The sequence below is a fragment of the Succinivibrio sp. genome, assembly GCF_045124615.1.
In the GTDB taxonomy this organism is placed as follows: Bacteria; Pseudomonadota; Gammaproteobacteria; order Enterobacterales; family Succinivibrionaceae; genus Succinivibrio; species Succinivibrio faecicola.
Window position 1 is genome coordinate 1 of record NZ_JBGVMC010000325.1, and the last position, 16,770, is coordinate 16,770.

Below are 16,770 nucleotides of genomic sequence, written 5' to 3' on the forward strand. Positions count from 1 at the left end.
AAGAACAAATTTATATACAGAGTAATTGATAAAAATGAGCTGCAAGTCGATCCTTTGACTCTTGGAATTTATACCAATGAAAAAAAGAATATAGATATTGAAAAGGCTAAATTCTCTCTTAAATGCCAGGAAAAATACATTGATGCAATTCTTACCAGAGTAAATGAAGCATCAATAAGACTGTGCAACCTTGCTGATGATAATTTAAATCGTGCTCAGGATGTTGCAAAGGATATGGAGCAAAGAACCAGAAAAGCAAGACGTGTTGCCCGTTCTATGCAGAATATCTCTAATGATATGCTCCTGATGATGAACGATCTGTCAGAGTCTGTTACCCAGACTACTCAAAGCTCAGACATTACATATGAGCTTTTACAGGAAGGAAAATCAATTTCTCAAAAAACTCATGAGGCAATCTCCATTCTTGATGATCAGGTAAAGAATATAGCATCATCAATTAAGAACCTGTCATCAAAGGTTGAAGAGATTTCACAGGCTTCAGAGCTTATTGATCAGATTTCAGATCAGACAAATCTTCTTGCGCTGAACGCTTCAATTGAAGCTGCAAGAGCTGGTGAAGCAGGAAAGGGATTTGCTGTAGTAGCAGATGAGGTAAGATCACTTTCACTGTCTACTCATAAGTCAACACAGAGTATTCATGATCTGATTTCACAGTTTAAGGTTAACGCTACTGATGCTGATGAAATGGCTGAACAGGGTCTTGTTGCAGCTGAGGATGGTGTTAACGAAGTTGGAAGAAACAACGAAAATGTGGATAAGGTCGTAGAAGCAATTTCATCAATTAAATACAATGCTGACAAGATGATGCAGTCAATTACTCAGCAGACTGAAACTGCAAAAAGTATTGTAGATCAGGTAAACAGCATCTTTAACTTCCAGGAAGATTCAACGTCCATTTCAAGCAGACATGAGCAGGATATGAAAAAACTTAAAGTGGAAGCTGATGACGTAGCTGAAATGATCTCAAGATTCTATAAGACAAAATAAGTTTAAAGGCATCAGAAATGATGCCTTTTTCATATACATCCATTCACCTTTTGTACAAACAATATTGCAATAATTCGTGATAGAATTGATCTAAGATTCATTTTAAAGACAAGAGAATTATGTTTAAGAAATTCAATCCGCTACTAAAAGAACAAGTTTTAAGATCAAGCACCTGGGGACACCATTTCATATTTTTAAATGGTCTTTTAGCTATTTTTATAGGCCTTGTTTATCTATATGCTGCTCCTAAAACGGATGGTTTCATTCCCTTTATTTACCTTGTCGTAACATGGTTAGGTCAGCTAAGTTTCTTAGCTTTTCTATTATTCTTAATCATTTTCTTCCCACTTACCTTTATCGGATCGTTTAGGTGGTACAGAATTATAAGTACTGTCCTTGCAATAATAATGCATGTGCTTTTACTTGTTGATGCAAAACTCTTCTTAACAATAAAGGCTCATCTGTCATGGACAGTATGCTCACTGATGCTTAGAGATTTAGACTTCAATACAGGTCTGAATTTCAATTTCATGTATATCGCTATTTTTATTCTTATAGGACTTGAATATCTGTTTGTAAAACTTTCTAACAGAGAGCTATACAAATCAGCGGACAGAAACAACCACTTCCCTACCGTTGTCATGATAATCGTAAGTGCCTGTTTTATAGCATCTCACGGTATATTCATCTGGGCTGATGCAAATAATTATGAGAAAGTGACCAACATGCGTTCACTGTTCCCTGCTCATTATCCAATGACAGCAAAATCATTTCTGTCAAATCACGGCTGGATTGATGAAAACGATAGAAAGATTGTTCTTTCAAATTCATCTTTCAAGTATCCATTAGATACAATCGCACAGGCAGATCCTGTCAAGAAGAACAACACCATTATGATTTTCATCAATGGTATGTCATATTCAGATTTAAGCCAGGACGTTACCCCAAATCTGATGGAAAGCAAAAGACAGTACACAAGCTTTGAAAATCATTTTTTGCCTTATGAAAGTCTTGAAGATAATATTTTTGCAGCTTCATTCGGCCTGCCAATACAGTATAAAACCAGATTCACATCTCATGATGTTGAACCAGTTACTGTAGATTATATGCAGAAGCTTGAGTATATAATCAGAATATTCTCAACAAAACCATCTAGCAATACTCAAAATAATATCGCTAAAACTTTAGGCATTAATGAAGATCGTTTCTCATTTAAAAACTCAGACGCAGAAATTTTTGAAAATGCACTTAGCTTTATTGAAAATTTAAAACCTGAACAAAGTTATGTTGTAAACATCAATTCTGATACGCTTACATCAACTGAGTTAAATTCAAAACAAAGACAGGAAAAATTAAGTGCCATTGATAAAGCATTCGGTGATTTCATTCATACTCTAAATGAAAAGAATTTATTAAATGATGCAATGGTAATAATTACATCATCAAAAGCAAATCCATCTGCAGTAAATCCTCATGCCACATATTCAATGTCAGCACAGCATGTTCCAATGATTCTTATGCTTCCTGACAATGGGTTAAGAGGTGTTTCATTCTTTAATATTTCATCTCATTTCGATCTTGTTCCTACATTTGCTATTGAAATTTTAGGTATACAGACCCCATGTTCAAATTATGCAATAGGAAACAGTCTGCTTAAGTTGCCTCAGCGTGACTTTATCATTTCAAGCAAAGGTGCATCATTACTTATGATCTTAAAGAACAAAGTGGTGGTATACAGAAAGAATGGTAAAGCCTATATTGACAACAACGGACAAAAACAGGATACAAAACCAAATCTTGAAACTCTCATCAGAGCTATGAGAGAAATTAACAGATTTAATGGCTAAGGAAAGAAAATGAGATTAACTGAACAGAATGTAAAAGAGCTTATCATAGAAACTTCTATGAAAAAGGCTGTATTCGTGTATTTCTACATGGATGCTCCTGAGTGTGAAGCTACAACAGTAGCATTAAAGAAAGCAATCAGTGATGACAATGAATTTATTGCTCTAGCTGAGGCAAATGTACAGGATAAAGTATCTCAGGCTATTGCAATGCAGCTTGGACTTCAGAGCGTTCCTGCTCTGATTGTTATGCAGCAGGGAAGACCTGCAGCTGCTCTTCAGGGTGATGAGATCGTATCTAAACTTGATGAAACAATTAAAGAATATATGCCTTCTTTGGCAGAACTTCTGTTAAAAGAAGCTCTTGAACTTGAAGAGAAAGGCGAAATTGCACAGGCTAAAGCAAAGGCAAAAGCAGCATTTGCAGAAGATGAGAAAAACAATGCAACAAAACTTATTCTTGCAAGATTATGCATAAAGGATAAGGCTTTAGATGAGGCGCATACTCTTTTAGATAATCCAGGCAGAGAGCTTAGTGAAGATCAGGACTACAAGGATCTTATATCAGCACTTACCTTAGCTGAACAGGCTGCAGAAAGCCCTGAAATTAAAGAGCTTGAAAGAAAGTTTAAAGAGGATGAGAATAACGCTCAGATTGCTGTTGAATATGCTGTTGCACTTAGTGATGCTGGCAAAAAAGCTCAAGCTCTTGAAATTCTTTTTAATATTCTTAAGAAGGATTTATCTGAAGAAAAGATAAAGAAAACATTCCTTGATATGCTAAATACCATGTCAGGTGATCCTCTGCAAAAAGAGTACAGAAGAAAACTTTATACCATCATGTACTAATCTGATTGTTTAAATAAAAAAAGGTCCATACAATGATTATGTCAGTATGGACCTTTTCTTATTCTATCTTTGTGCTTTTACTTTTTCTCTTCTTGAACCAATGGCACTGGACTTGAGCTTGGCCAGTTAACAATGATTGTTCTTATGAATGTTGCTAAAGGAATTGAGAAGAAAACGCCCCAGAATCCCCACAAACCACCAAAAATTAGAATTGATGCAAGAATAGAGAAAGCATCAAGATTCATAGCTTTTGAAAACAGCATTGGTGTAAGCACGTTACTGTCGAGAAGCTGGATAATGATATAAACTGCAAGCAACCAGACAAGAGTATAGCCAAAGCCGAACTGAAAAACAGAAACTAACAGAATTGGTATAGTGATGATAACTGCACCAACATATGGAATAACAACACTCAGACCGACACCGATACCTAATAGAATCGCATAATGCAGACCAAATAACATAAAAGCTACAGTATTTACAATTGAAACAATTGTGATATGTATAAGCTTTCCTCTCATATAACCCTCAATCTGCTTGGTAAGCTTTGGCCAGAATTCATGAATGATTCTCTGGTTTGAAGGTAGAATATAAGTTACAAATCTGCTTTGCAGCTGGCTTTTGTTAGACAGCATCAGGAAAGTAAAAATAGGTACGATTACAAGATAAACAAGAAATGACATCACATTAACAACTGATGGCATTATCTGGTTATTGAATATATTTGACACATTTGAGATAAGAGCCAGTCTTGCCTTATTTACAAGATCTTTGATTTCATTTTCTGTCATCATTGATGGCAGTGGGTCTGGCAGATTCTCAACAAAAGGAAGAATATTTGAGGTTACAATAGAATCAAAATCCTCACCCTTTTCAGTTGATATATTCTGAGCAGAAATACTCTGCAGTGTCTGATAAAACTGGCTTCCTTGCTGTAATAGTTTTGGTACAACAAAGACAAGAATACTTACAGAAAGACCTATAAAAAACAGCATTGTAACCGATGAGGCAACTGTTCTTGACATATGACATTTGCTTGTAAGAAAACGTACTACTCCATCAAGGCAATATGCTATACACAAGGCCACAACTAAAGGACCTACAAGCCACATCAAGTAGTAAACTATCAAAAAGATGCAAAGCAGAACAAGCGCAAATTCTATTGTTCCTGGAGTTGAAAAATGTCTTAAATACCAGTTTTTAAATAAAGAAATCATCTAATTTATACCTATTTGATAACTCTTAAAATTATAAAACAGATCAAACTATCTTGTATAAGAAAAATAAGACATTTCAAGCAAAAGTAACACAAATGCGTTAAACTAGCAAAAAAAACACATAAGGATGGTTATGAATAAGAAGATCTTAGTCTTTTTGATGATGCTTTTTCTGTGTCCTATTTCATTTAGCTCACAGAATATCGTTATTCCTGATTTAGGACCTGCAGGTGTCAGAGGACTTTCTATTGCTGCTGAGAAAAACTTTGGAGAATACTTTTTCAGAAAGGCAAACGGTGCAGGAATTGTCAGCTATGATCCTGTCCTTAATGAATATATAAATTCAGTCGGAAACCGACTGGTTTTGCATGCTAACAACGTATATTTCCCATTTCACTTTTATCTGTCAGAAGATCCAAGCCTTAATGCATCTGCTTTTTTAGGTGGTGTCGTACAGGTTAACGCTGGATTATTCCATTACACATCAACAGAAGATGAATTTGCATCTGTAATAGCACACGAAATATGTCACGTTACACAAAGACATATTGCAAGAATGATTGAAGATCAGGTTGAAAAAAGTTCATTGTCTGTAGCATCCATCATAGGTTCAATTGTTCTTGGAATAATTAACCCAAATGTTGGTATGGCAGCACTATCATCTACTACTGGCCTCATGCAGCAGTCTAATATCAATTTTACAAGAGACAATGAATATGAGGCTGACAGACTAGGAATTGATCTTTTGTATAACTCAGGTTTCAACCCTATGGGAATGGCAGATCTGTTCAGAGTACTTTTATCTAAACAGGGAAATGTATCATCCGTTTATGCAATGCTTATTGATCATCCACTATCCGATATTCGTGTTGCTGAAGCTTATAACAGAGCAAAACTGCTGCCAAAAAGGGAAAACAGCAAAAATCCAAACTTTATGCTTGCAAAGGCAAGAGTTGATGTCAGATACATGAATCTGAATCTTGAAGCATTAAAAAATAAACTAATGCATTCACAGAAGGTCAACCATTACTACAAATACTATGCATTAGCGCTTATTGCTTATGAAAACAATGATCATGCTAGTGCATTAAAATACTTATCAAATCTTGATTCAATAAGAGACAATGACTTTATTCTTGATTTGAAAACAGACATTGAACTTAGTCAGAAAAACTATAAAGCTGCAATTGAACCTCTTGAAAGAATGTATAAGATTAAGCCAAATGACAGTGCAATTACATTGAATCTTGCTAATGCGCTTGTTGAGAGTAAGGATTATAAAAAAGCCATTAAGATACTCAAAAATTTCCAGAATACATATCCCAAAAATCTTTTAGCAAGTGAGCTTATTGCAAAATCATATTATCTTTCAAAGGATAAGTGCAATGCACATCAGAGTCAGGCTTATTCCTATCTTTTAAAAGGTGACTTCAATAAGGCAAACCGCTTTTTAAATAATGCTTTACATGTATGCAATGGAACTAGCAGAGAAATTGTTAGAGCTAAGCTTAAAAAGTACAACGACATAAAACTGTTTGACAGGATGTTTGAACAAAATATCTAGACAAAATTTGAGATATCTGTCACTTTTGCAGTCAAATGTAGTAAAATTACGCAATTAATATCTCATTTTAAAAGTCAGGAAGACAAAGAAAATGGTTCAGTGTGTACATACAGTAAAGGAATTAAGAAATATATTAAAACCTTTAAAGGCTCAGGGAAAAACCGTCGGCCTTGTTCCTACCATGGGTGCTTTACATCCAGGACATGCAACATTGATTTCACAAAGTTCAAAGCAGAATGACATTACTGTAGTCAGCGTGTTCGTTAATCCTACACAGTTTGGACCAAATGAAGATTTCGATGCCTATCCAAGAACTTTAGACAACGATCTGAAAGTCGTTGAAGGTGCTGGTGGAGATATCGTTTTTGCTCCATCACCAAAAGAGATGTACCCAAGTGAGGATATGACCTGGGTTGAAGTTACAGGTAATATCACTAAAGTACTTTGCGGTAAAACAAGACCTATTCATTTTAGGGGCGTTGCAACTGTTGTATCAAAACTGTTCAACATTGTTGCTCCTACAAGAGCATATTTTGGACAGAAAGATGCTCAGCAGGTTGAAGTATTAAAGCGCATGGTTAAAGATATGTTCTTTGATCTTGAGCTTGTTGTTGTACCTATTGCAAGAGAACAAAGCGGTCTTGCAAGAAGTTCAAGAAATACCTATCTGTCTGATGAGGAGAAATCTCAGGCAACTGTTCTTAGTGCAGCGCTTAATCTTGCTCTTGAGTCATTCAAGTCAGGAAACAATGATCTTGAATCAATCATTAACATTACAAAGCAGAAGATCTCAAGCAGCGAAATTGCCGATATTGAATATGTAGAGTGCTATGGTTTACCTGGTCTTTACGAGCTTAAAGACAAGATTCAGGCTCCATCTTTATTAGCAGTTGCTGTTCGTTTCGGTAACACAAGACTTATTGATAACATTATCTTGGAGTAATTTCACCTTATGTTATTGACAATGATGCATGGAAAAATCCATAGAGCAACCGTAACACAAGCTAACTTAAATTACGTTGGCTCTATTACCATTGATGAGGATCTGCTTGATGCTGCAGGAATTTTACCTGGAGAGAAAGTTCAGATCGTTAATAATAACAATGGTGCAAGATTAGAAACATACACCATTGCAGGTGAAAGAAAATCAGGTGTTATCTGCCTAAACGGTGCCGCTGCACGCCTTGCAGTAGAAGGTGATATTGTAATTATTATTGCTTATGCACTTATGGATGATAAGGAAGCAAGAGAGTTACAGCCAAAAGTTGTTCTTGTTGATGAAAATAACCATATCATCAAGCACTTTGTTGAAAAGCCAAATTCTACAATCTGATAAGATTTGTGATTTAAAAGTGCCGACATTATGTCGGCATTTTTATTACTGAATAGATAAAACCTTTTTTACAAAAGGAATTGTAAGCTTGTGGTAATGCTCAATCTGAAGCTTATCAAGCTCATCTAGGATCTTCACAAGTGATCTGATATCTCTGTTACAGTGACGTACAAGAAAAGCAGCTGTTGCAGGTGGAAGATTAAAAGCCTTTTCAACGGTTCTTTTCTGTAGTGCTTCTACACAACTTTCCTCATCAAGAAAATCTAATGAGCAGATTACTCCACTTGAAAGTCTGGTTGTTAAATCCTTCTTTAAAAAAGGAATATAGTCAAAAGAGCTACTGCCAGACATTATCAGGACACCCTTTCTTGAGTCATACCATCTGTTGAACAGTCCAAATAGGGCAAGTTCAAAATTCTCATCACCTGCTATAACATCAACATTATCAATAATGGTTATTTCAGGCAGATTCACATCAAGAACAAATGATCCTATTGTCTTGACTAGATTCATATCCACAAAAAAGCACTTGGAATTTGCTTCTGGTAGCTGAAACAGCGCATTTAAAAGATGGCTTTTACCTGAACCATGAGGTCCAAAAAGGTAGTAAAACTCATGCTCCTTTTTGATAATAGCACTCTTGAGTAACTGCACTGTTCCTGCATTATTGCCAGGAACAAAAGAATTAAAATCTGATTTTTCAGATATTTTTAAATCTAGCGCAACCTGATACGGTTCTGAATTTTGTTTTTCCATTATTTGTTTAGTTGCCTAATGAACCTTTACGATTGTCTGAGTATTCAAGATCATCTGTCAAAGTTACATTTGACTTTGCAGCAGGAACAACCTCTTCTTGAGTAATCTCTGTTGTTCTTTCAACTGTTGATGTTGTATAAGCCTGTCCATTGTACTTATCAATATCAGTGGTGATGATCTGCTCTGTAGTCTTTGTTACTGTACCTGTCTTGCCATCAGCACTTACTGAGCCATGACTCTTATTGTATTTGTATGTCCATGGAGCAATCTTAGTGAACTCACCTGCATGAGATAAGGTACCGTCAAGAATCAAAGGAGATGAACCTGTTGGGATCATGAATACCACACCAGAATCCTGATATGCCAGTACGTTAACATCAGATTCATAACCGTACATTACAAGTGTTTTTGAAATTGCAGGATAATCTGCAACATTATCGATTCCTGTAAACAGAACTCTTACACCACCTTTAACAGGACCTAAAGAAAGATCCTCCTCTTGAGCTACTGCAGATGCAGTCTGCTGTTCATCAGCTGATGTTAAAGGAATAATATTTGAACCTTGCTGTGCCTGACTATCAATGGTGTTGTTCATAAGGATCTTTGCTATATCCTTTGTAGCTGATTTAGAAATTTCCTCAACAGAACCAGTGTTCTCACCATTGCCTAGGATCTTGCCTTGATCGTCAAATACATTCCACTTGAATGTAACCTGTTCTTCAACCTCACTGTTTTTCTCAAGAGCTGCTGAAATAAAGAATTTTACACCATAGCGGGCAGATGCCTTTGCAAGAAGCTTGTCTGAATGAGATAAAACAGTCTGATCGTTTACATTCTGTAAATCATCAAGATCCATTAATGGGAATAGAAGATTGTACTGGCATGACTTTGCATCATCTATCAGACTTTTCATGATAAAAGATGAACTGTCAGCAGAAATAATTGATGAATCCTGGGATGAAACATCAGTCATCCATACAAGAACTGGTTCACTAAGACCTGACCAGCAGGCAATACCAGAATCTCTTAAAACAGAGCTGATTTTAGTCTCATCAAAAGTAATCTCGAAATTCTCGCCATTTAATTTAACTGAAGAAACAGCATCCTTTACTCTATCTAACTGAAGTACACCTGTATCATCAATTGCCTGTTTTGAAGCAATCTCATTGAATGCTTCTACTATAGCAGCATCCATACCAATTGATACGTCCTTTTGAACAGTTACGGCTGCATTTGCACTTGATACTACAGCAAGAGCAGCTAATAAATAAGGAAATTTCATTATTTCTCCAAACAAAAATACCTCATGTCTTCTCTGACATGGAGTCTAAACTCTTCAATTTCAACAGATAAATTGCATATTATTTTTTCTGACTACAGCTGTATATTCTATCACAGCTGGCATGAGTGAATTTTGAATATTTTAAGTGCATTTAAAGAGCATTTCTTGTAAAATACCGCTACAGTTGTTCATTTGTCCTGGAGAAAATCATGGCAGCAAATTTAACTTATAAGGAAGCTGGTGTTGATATCAATGCTGGTGATGAGTTAGTACAGAGAATCAAAGCCCCTGTTAAGAAGACAACCCGCCCAGAGGTAATCGGTGGTTTAGGTGGTTTTGGAGCACTTACAAGAATTCCTAAAGGTTATACAAATCCTGTTCTTGTAACTGGTACTGACGGTGTTGGTACCAAGCTACGTCTTGCAATCGATTTACAGAAACACTCAACTGTAGGCCAGGACCTAGTTGCAATGAGCGTAAATGATATTGTTGTTCAGGGTGCAGAGCCATTCTTATTCCTTGACTACTATGGCACTGGTAAGCTAGATGTTGATACAGCAACAACTGTTGTAACTGGTATTGCATACGGCTGTGAATTATCAGGCTGTGCTCTTGTTGGTGGTGAAACAGCAGAAATGCCAGGCATGTATGAGGTTGGTGATTACGACTTAGCTGGTTTTGCTGTCGGTGTTGTTGATGAAGACAAGATCATCGATGGTTCAAAGGTTAAGGTTGGTGATGCTCTTATCGGTATTGCTTCATCAGGCCCTCACTCAAACGGTTACTCTTTAATCCGTAGAATTCTAAAGAACGTAAATGCTGATCCTCTAAACGATAAGTTATCAGATGGCACCGTTCTTGCTGATGCTTTATTAGCTCCAACAAGAATCTACGTAAAACAGATCTTAAAGTTAATCAAGGAAGTTGATGTTCACGCATTAGCTCACATCACTGGTGGCGGTTTCTGGGAGAATATTCCTCGTGTTCTTCCTGAAGGTACATGTGCAGCTTGTGATGGCGATTCATGGACTCGTCCTGAAGTATTCAAGTACTTACAGAAGAATGGCAACGTAGATCCATACGAGATGTTCCGTACCTTCAACTGTGGTGTTGGTATGATTGCTGTTGTATCAAAGGAAGAAGCTCAGAAAGCTGTTGATACCTTAAATGCTTTAGGTGAAAAGGCATGGGTATTAGGTGAAATTGCTCCTGTTGGTGCTGACGGCAAGCAGGTAACCATCAAGAATTACGAAAACTTCTAATATTCATATAGAAGCAAAATTCTAGAAATTCAAAAGGCCTAGTCACTTGATTAGGCCTTTGTTTTTTTTATTGCTGTCTGTTGATATCAAACGGCATAAAGTTAAAAACTAATATAACTTTTCGATTACTTCTTCATCAATCTTGAATGTATGCTCTAAAGCTGGGAAGATCCCCTGTTTAACCTCTGCATCATATTGATTGAAAGCATCGGTCATTTCTGTTGCAAAATTAGCATAATGCTTTACAAATTTTGGAGAGAAGTCCTGATACATTCCAAGCATATCTTTATAAACTAATACCTGGCCATCGCACTGAGCACCAGCACCGATACCAATAGTAGGAACGGACAGTTTCTGTGAAAGCACAGCAGCAAGTTTTGCAGGAACACACTCAAGAACAATAGAGAATACTCCAGCCTCCTGAAGAGAAAGTGCATCATCAATGAGTTTTTGGGCGGCTTCTAGAGTTTTGCCCTGAACTTTATGACCACCAAAAGCATTTACAGACTGAGGAGTCATACCAAGGTGTCCCATTACAGGAATACCGGCATCAACGATAGCCTTTACCTGTGCAAGAACTGATCTGCCACCTTCAAGCTTAACAGCATTTGCTCTACCCTCTTTCATTAGTCTTCCGGCATTTTCAAGAGCTTTCTCTACGCTTACCTGATAAGACATAAAAGGCATATCAACAACCACCAGCTTCTGTTTGCAGCCTCTTGCTACAGCGGCACTGAAGGTTATCATGTCATTCATTGTTACTGAAAGAGTATCTTCATAACCTAATACAACATTTCCAAGAGAATCACCTACTAAAACAGCATCCACATTGCTTGAATCAATAATTTTTGCTGTTGTATAGTCATAACAGGTAAGCATTGAAATCTTCTGATTTTCCTGCTTCATCTTCAAAAAAGTTGCAACTGTTGTTTTCATATGACGTCCTAATTTTTTACCTATTAGCTTTTATCTTCGCTTATATAAAACTTGTTATATATGTTATTCAAAATTGTTGCTGATTATTTTTTCTATCTTAGTGTAGTCAAAATCCTTGTTTTTTGCTTTTGCCACTTTTAATATTTTCCGGCTTAAAAGCATATAAAGAATTTTATCTTCATCTGACAGTACATTCAGGTGCTTTAAGACAGTATTATCATCACCTCTTAAAACAGGACCGGTCAGTGCCTCTATTGTACCTTTTTCCGCAATGTTTTGTGCATTTACCAAGAACAGTTTTCCTAAAGCTGCTTTTGCTGATTCATCAGAAAATGAACATTCTTTTAGCAGATCTTTGGCAAAATCAAACAGACCTACAACACAGTTAGAACATAGGACTGAGGCTAAATGATATTTTGATTTGACCTCTGAACTTATAATTTCAAATCTGACAGAGAGTTTTTCAAAAATCCCTAAGATAAGAGATTTTGCTTTTTCATCTGACTCAAGTGTATAGAATGTATCCTTTAATTCTTTATAGCTTTGTGTTTTAGATGAAAATGCCATCATAGGATGAACTGATGCAAATGAGAAATTGTCAAATCCCATAAGAGATTTAAAAACATCTTTAATACTCAGAGCTCCTGAGCAGTGGACAAAGCATTTTTTAGCATTTATTCCTTGGCATTGTGATGCAATAAAGGAGGCAGTCGATTCAAGAGCATTATCAGGGGTTGTAATAAATACAATATCGCTTGCATCTACAAGCTCTTTAATAGACAGATATTGCACTGAGCCTGTAAACTTTGCTCCTTCAATTGAAGATGACTGTGATCTTGAATAGTAGCCTGAAACAGAAAATCCATTCTCTTTAAAGAACTTTCCTAAGCTTATGCCAACCTTGCCGGCACCGATAAAACCTATTTTTTGCATATAATCAGCTATTTTTTTACGTTTTGACCATGTTGATGGCACCAAATTAGTGCATTTACTATATTATTAAAAACAATAACTTAATATTCATTTATAACCTAATGTGGCTTATAAAAAGGCTTTTGAAATTTATAGAACAATAAATTTATATCTATAGTAAATATTTCTTGATTATAACGCTATATAGCCTTAAAGTACCACGCTACATTTGTTTTCAAAAGGAACGACTTATTTTTACTTTTTCTTTTTTTATATTGCGTCAAGGCAGCAGCTTATCTACAGAGTATGAGCCTAATGGAGGTGTCACTTGTGAACGCATACAATATTTCTTGGTGGGGAAATAAATACTTTGATGTAAACGAAGAAGGTCACATCATAGTAAGACCAAATCCTGATAACTCTCAAACCACTATCGATCTTGCAAAACTTGTAAAAGATCGAGCCAATAAAGGACAGAGACTTCCTGCACTGTTCTGCTTTCCACAAATACTGCAATCAAGACTTCACGATATCAATAAAGCCTTTAAAGAAGCACGAGAAGAATATGGTTACAAAGGTAACTACTTTCTTGTATATCCTGTAAAGGTTAACCAGCATAAAAGAGTTCTTGAAGCACTTACAAACGGCTCTGAACCAATCGGTCTTGAAGCTGGTTCAAAAGCTGAGCTTATGGCAGTACTTGCACATGCAGGAAGAACCAGATCTATCATTGTATGCAACGGATATAAAGACAGAGAATACATCAGAATGGCTCTTGATGCTCAGAAAATGGGTCACAAGGTATTCTTGGTTATAGAAAAAATGACTGAACTTCAAATTACACTTGAAGAATCAGAAAGATTAGAGCTGACACCTTGCCTTGGTGTTCGTGCACGTCTTGCATCACAAGGTTCTGGTAAATGGCAGTCATCTGGTGGTGAATGCTCAAAATTCGGACTTGCAGCTTCTCAGGTTTTACAGCTCGTAGAAACCTTAAAAGAAGAAGGAAAACTGCACTGTCTTGAACTTTTACATTTTCATCTTGGCTCTCAGATGAACAATGTAAGAGACATAACTAGAGGCGTAAGAGAAAGTGCAAAGTTCTTCGTGGAGCTTTCAAAGCTTGGTGTCGCCATCAAATATTTTGACGTTGGCGGTGGTCTTGGTGTTGATTATGAAGGCACAAGATCTCAAACTGACTGCTCTTGCAATTATTCTTTAAAGGAATATGCAAATAATATTATCTGGACAATCGGTGATGCCTGTATTGAAAACAATCTTGAACAGCCTACCGTAATTACAGAATCAGGTAGAGCGCTTACTGCATATCATGCTGTGCTTGTTTCAAATGTAATCGGTGTTGAAAGAAACGATTTTACAGTTCCACAATCCCCTCTTGAAGGTTCTCCTCGTGCACTGTTTAATCTTTTCAATACATGGAAGGAAATGAACGAGAATTCTGTAAAAAGATCTCTTCGTGAATGGTTGCATGACAGTCAGTTTGATCTTCAAGAAATTCATGAAGGTTATGTTTCAGGCTCTGTAACCTTACAGCAACGTGCAAAGGCCGAGCAGATTTATCTGTGTATCTGCAAGAGTATTCAAAAATCTCTTGATCCTACAAACAGAACACATCAGGTATTATCTGATGAACTTCAAGAGAGAATGGCTGACAAGTTATATATTAACTTCTCATTATTCCAGTCACTCCCTGATGCTTGGGGCATCGATCAGATTTTCCCTGTAGTTCCACTTGAAGGATTAAACTCTCCTCTTACAAGAAGAGCTGTTCTTCTTGATATTACCTGTGACTCTGACGGTGCTATCAAGAAATATGTTGAAGGTGATGATATATCAAACACAATGCCTTTCCCTGAATATGACGAGAAAGATCCACCTCACATTGGATTTTTCATGGTTGGTGCTTATCAGGAAATTCTAGGTAATATGCACAATCTTTTTGGAAATACAGAAGCTGTGGATGTATATGCTTTTGATAATGGCAAGGTCACAGTATCTTTATCTGATGAAGGCAGCACTGTTGCAGATATGTTACGCTATGTATTACTTGATCCATCTAAATTATTAAATGAATTTACCTCTCAGGTTTTAGAAAACGGAACTAAACTTGAAGAGAAAATGCAAAGAGCTTTCATTGAAGAATTTAGAGCCGGCTTATACGGTTATACCTATCTGGAGGAAGAATAATGCAGACATTAAATCATGCTCATGATATTTCCCTCGTATCTAATGCATTTGGTTTTTTAAGATTACCATTAAACTTTGATCCATACAGCTCTGATGCTGATGTTGTAATCACTGGTGTTCCTTTTGATATGGCAACATCAGGTCGTTCAGGAGCAAGATTTGGACCTAATGCAATAAGGCAGGTTTCACCTCAGCTTGCATGGGAAGGTAAAAGATATCCTTGGCAGTTTAATGCTTTAGAAAAAATCAAAGTATGTGATTGCGGAGATCTTGTTTATGCTTTTGGTGATAACCAGGATATGGCCGATAAGCTTCAGGAGCATGCCTTAAAATTACTTAAGGCAGGAAAGAGAATGATTACTTTTGGTGGTGATCATTTTATTACCCTCCCTTTGTTAAGAGCTCACGAAAAAATATTTGGCAAGATGGCATTAATTCATTTTGATGCTCACTCTGACACTTACTCAAACGGATCAGCTTTCGATCATGGAACTCCTTTTTATCATGCACCTAAAGAAGGTCTGATTGATGTTTCAAAATCTATTCAGATTGGTATCAGAACTGAATTTTCTGTAAAAGACGGTTTTGAAGTTCTTGATGCTAGCCTTGCAAACGATATGAGCGTTGAAGAAATATCAATTGCAATTCATAAAAGAGTTGGAGGATGCAAGTGCTATCTGACATTCGATATTGACTGCCTTGATCCAGCTTTTGCTCCTGGTACAGGTACTCCTGTTGTTGGAGGATTAAGCTCTGATAAGATCATGAAGATATTAAGAGCATTAAAAGATCTTGATATTGTTGGTATGGATGTTGTTGAAGTTGCTCCTGCCTATGATCATGCAGAGATTACAGCTCTTGCAGCTGCTTCAATTGCAACAGAAATGCTGTATATAAACGCATTCAAGAAATAATACAATGTAAAAATATCAGAGCTCACGATGCTCTGATATTTTATTCATCTGATGATTTAGAATACTTGCCTTTTCTGTATGCAAGTGGGGTTTGATTGAATTTAAGCCTGAACAACTTAAAGAAATAACCGATATTATCAAAGCCATGGTCTAGTGCAATATCAGTAATTGATTTACTTGTATGCATTATTTCCTGACTTGCCCTTCTCAATCTAAGATCGTTTATAAAATCAACAAAGCTCATACCGGTAGAACGTTTAAAGTATCTGCAAAAATACTGTCTTGAAACTTTCAAATAATTTGCAGCATCATTCATTGTGATCTTTTCTGTATAGTGCTCATTGATGAAGCTTAGCAGATCTTTAATTTTCTGCTGTTTTGAATCAAATTCTTCGTTTATATCTATATTTGAGTTTAAGAAAATACCATTCTCATAAAGTACAGCTAAAAGTTCAAGAAGATGAGCTTTCACTCTAAGTCTTACAGCACTGTCCTCTGAATTTGAATTTTCAATAATGAAAGATAACAGCTTATCAGCATGTGCAAAACATTCCATATCTGTAGTTATAAATGGAGGCATACGACTTCCTCCCTGAGAGAGATATGAAAAAAGCTGTGATTGAACCTCATCATAGCTGTTAAGCTCAATTATGGAAGGATTAAAAACAACTGATGATTGATTTGC

The 16,770-nt window shown here is 36.3% G+C and carries 15 protein-coding genes; 9 read left to right on the plus strand and 6 right to left on the minus strand.

Annotated features, from left to right (window positions below; all coding sequences use genetic code 11):
- From ACJML3_RS08560 to ACJML3_RS08570, 3 genes are all read left to right on the plus strand, one after another.
- On the plus strand, positions 1–1,008 hold a 1,008-nt coding region (locus tag ACJML3_RS08560; RefSeq protein ID WP_406022363.1), incomplete at its 5' end, for a methyl-accepting chemotaxis protein.
- Positions 1,009–1,127: 119 nt separating this feature from the next.
- A complete protein-coding gene (locus ACJML3_RS08565) occupies positions 1,128–2,855 on the plus strand; it encodes a DUF3413 domain-containing protein (RefSeq protein WP_406022365.1) in 1,728 nt (575 codons plus the stop codon).
- Positions 2,856–2,864: 9 nt separating this feature from the next.
- Positions 2,865–3,701, plus strand: a complete 837-nt coding sequence (locus ACJML3_RS08570; protein ID WP_406022367.1) for a tetratricopeptide repeat protein — start codon at positions 2,865–2,867, stop codon at positions 3,699–3,701.
- Between the two features lie 77 nt (positions 3,702–3,778).
- Here ACJML3_RS08570 and ACJML3_RS08575 read toward each other — a convergent pair whose 3' ends face one another.
- Complete coding sequence (locus ACJML3_RS08575; RefSeq protein ID WP_406022369.1) at positions 3,779–4,918, minus strand: AI-2E family transporter; 1,140 nt, start codon at positions 4,916–4,918, stop codon at positions 3,779–3,781.
- A gap of 133 nt (positions 4,919–5,051) precedes the next feature.
- Between ACJML3_RS08575 and ACJML3_RS08580 the strand changes: the two genes are divergently transcribed.
- From ACJML3_RS08580 to panD, 3 genes are all read left to right on the plus strand, one after another.
- Entirely contained in the window at positions 5,052–6,482 is a 1,431-nt protein-coding gene (locus tag ACJML3_RS08580) for a M48 family metalloprotease (RefSeq protein ID WP_406022371.1), read from the plus strand.
- 91 nt (positions 6,483–6,573) lie between these two features.
- Positions 6,574–7,425, plus strand: coding sequence for a pantoate--beta-alanine ligase (gene panC / locus ACJML3_RS08585; RefSeq protein WP_331852970.1), 852 nt, complete (start codon positions 6,574–6,576; stop codon positions 7,423–7,425).
- A gap of 9 nt (positions 7,426–7,434) precedes the next feature.
- Positions 7,435–7,815, plus strand: coding sequence for an aspartate 1-decarboxylase (gene panD, locus ACJML3_RS08590; RefSeq protein WP_288136203.1), 381 nt, complete (start codon positions 7,435–7,437; stop codon positions 7,813–7,815).
- Positions 7,816–7,860: 45 nt separating this feature from the next.
- Here the strand turns inward: panD and ACJML3_RS08595 are convergent, their stop codons facing one another.
- Together ACJML3_RS08595 and ACJML3_RS08600 are read right to left on the minus strand one after the other, a co-directional pair.
- A complete protein-coding gene (locus tag ACJML3_RS08595; protein WP_219937442.1) occupies positions 7,861–8,571 on the minus strand; it encodes an HdaA/DnaA family protein in 711 nt (236 codons plus the stop codon).
- A gap of 7 nt (positions 8,572–8,578) precedes the next feature.
- Positions 8,579–9,853 carry a DUF2066 domain-containing protein gene (locus ACJML3_RS08600; protein ID WP_406022374.1) on the minus strand — a complete coding sequence of 425 codons (1,275 nt, stop codon included), beginning with the start codon at positions 9,851–9,853 and terminating at the stop codon, positions 8,579–8,581.
- Positions 9,854–10,062: 209 nt separating this feature from the next.
- Between ACJML3_RS08600 and purM the strand changes: the two genes are divergently transcribed.
- Positions 10,063–11,115 (plus strand): phosphoribosylformylglycinamidine cyclo-ligase, encoded by a 1,053-nt coding sequence (purM, locus tag ACJML3_RS08605; RefSeq protein WP_219937440.1) that lies wholly within the window; start codon positions 10,063–10,065, stop codon positions 11,113–11,115.
- A gap of 108 nt (positions 11,116–11,223) precedes the next feature.
- Here purM and panB read toward each other — a convergent pair whose 3' ends face one another.
- Both panB and ACJML3_RS08615 read right to left on the minus strand, forming a co-directional pair.
- On the minus strand, positions 11,224–12,051 hold the full coding sequence (gene panB / locus ACJML3_RS08610) for a 3-methyl-2-oxobutanoate hydroxymethyltransferase (protein ID WP_406022376.1): 828 nt from the start codon (positions 12,049–12,051) through the stop codon (positions 11,224–11,226).
- Between the two features lie 63 nt (positions 12,052–12,114).
- The gene (locus ACJML3_RS08615; protein ID WP_406022378.1) at positions 12,115–12,984 is read right to left on the minus strand and encodes a Rossmann-like and DUF2520 domain-containing protein; all 870 of its coding nucleotides are present in this window, start codon (positions 12,982–12,984) and stop codon (positions 12,115–12,117) included.
- 285 nt (positions 12,985–13,269) lie between these two features.
- Between ACJML3_RS08615 and speA the strand changes: the two genes are divergently transcribed.
- Both speA and speB read left to right on the plus strand, forming a co-directional pair.
- A complete protein-coding gene (speA, locus tag ACJML3_RS08620; protein WP_406022380.1) occupies positions 13,270–15,171 on the plus strand; it encodes a biosynthetic arginine decarboxylase in 1,902 nt (633 codons plus the stop codon).
- The gene (gene speB / locus ACJML3_RS08625) at positions 15,171–16,085 is read left to right on the plus strand and encodes an agmatinase (protein ID WP_406022382.1); all 915 of its coding nucleotides are present in this window, start codon (positions 15,171–15,173) and stop codon (positions 16,083–16,085) included. Before speA ends, speB begins: the two co-directional genes overlap by 1 nt.
- Before the next feature lie 40 nt (positions 16,086–16,125).
- Here the strand turns inward: speB and ACJML3_RS08630 are convergent.
- On the minus strand, positions 16,126–16,770 hold a 645-nt coding region (locus ACJML3_RS08630; RefSeq protein WP_406022384.1), incomplete at its 5' end, for a helix-turn-helix transcriptional regulator.

What these genes read in the sequence shown, in the direction of transcription:
- speA (WP_406022380.1), top strand. Translation starts at nt 13,270, where the DNA reads ATGAGCCTAATGGAGGTGTCACTTGTGAACGCATACAATATTTCTTGG.
- ACJML3_RS08570 (WP_406022367.1), top strand. Translation starts at nt 2,865, where the DNA reads ATGAGATTAACTGAACAGAATGTAAAAGAGCTTATCATAGAAACTTCT.
- panD (WP_288136203.1), top strand. Translation starts at nt 7,435, where the DNA reads ATGTTATTGACAATGATGCATGGAAAAATCCATAGAGCAACCGTAACA.
- ACJML3_RS08565 (WP_406022365.1), top strand. Translation starts at nt 1,128, where the DNA reads ATGTTTAAGAAATTCAATCCGCTACTAAAAGAACAAGTTTTAAGATCA.
- ACJML3_RS08615 (WP_406022378.1), bottom strand. Translation starts at nt 12,984, where the DNA reads ATGCAAAAAATAGGTTTTATCGGTGCCGGCAAGGTTGGCATAAGCTTA.
- ACJML3_RS08575 (WP_406022369.1), bottom strand. Translation starts at nt 4,918, where the DNA reads ATGATTTCTTTATTTAAAAACTGGTATTTAAGACATTTTTCAACTCCA.
- ACJML3_RS08580 (WP_406022371.1), top strand. Translation starts at nt 5,052, where the DNA reads ATGAATAAGAAGATCTTAGTCTTTTTGATGATGCTTTTTCTGTGTCCT.
- purM (WP_219937440.1), top strand. Translation starts at nt 10,063, where the DNA reads ATGGCAGCAAATTTAACTTATAAGGAAGCTGGTGTTGATATCAATGCT.
- panC (WP_331852970.1), top strand. Translation starts at nt 6,574, where the DNA reads ATGGTTCAGTGTGTACATACAGTAAAGGAATTAAGAAATATATTAAAA.
- ACJML3_RS08600 (WP_406022374.1), bottom strand. Translation starts at nt 9,853, where the DNA reads ATGAAATTTCCTTATTTATTAGCTGCTCTTGCTGTAGTATCAAGTGCA.
- panB (WP_406022376.1), bottom strand. Translation starts at nt 12,051, where the DNA reads ATGAAAACAACAGTTGCAACTTTTTTGAAGATGAAGCAGGAAAATCAG.
- speB (WP_406022382.1), top strand. Translation starts at nt 15,171, where the DNA reads ATGCAGACATTAAATCATGCTCATGATATTTCCCTCGTATCTAATGCA.
- ACJML3_RS08595 (WP_219937442.1), bottom strand. Translation starts at nt 8,571, where the DNA reads ATGGAAAAACAAAATTCAGAACCGTATCAGGTTGCGCTAGATTTAAAA.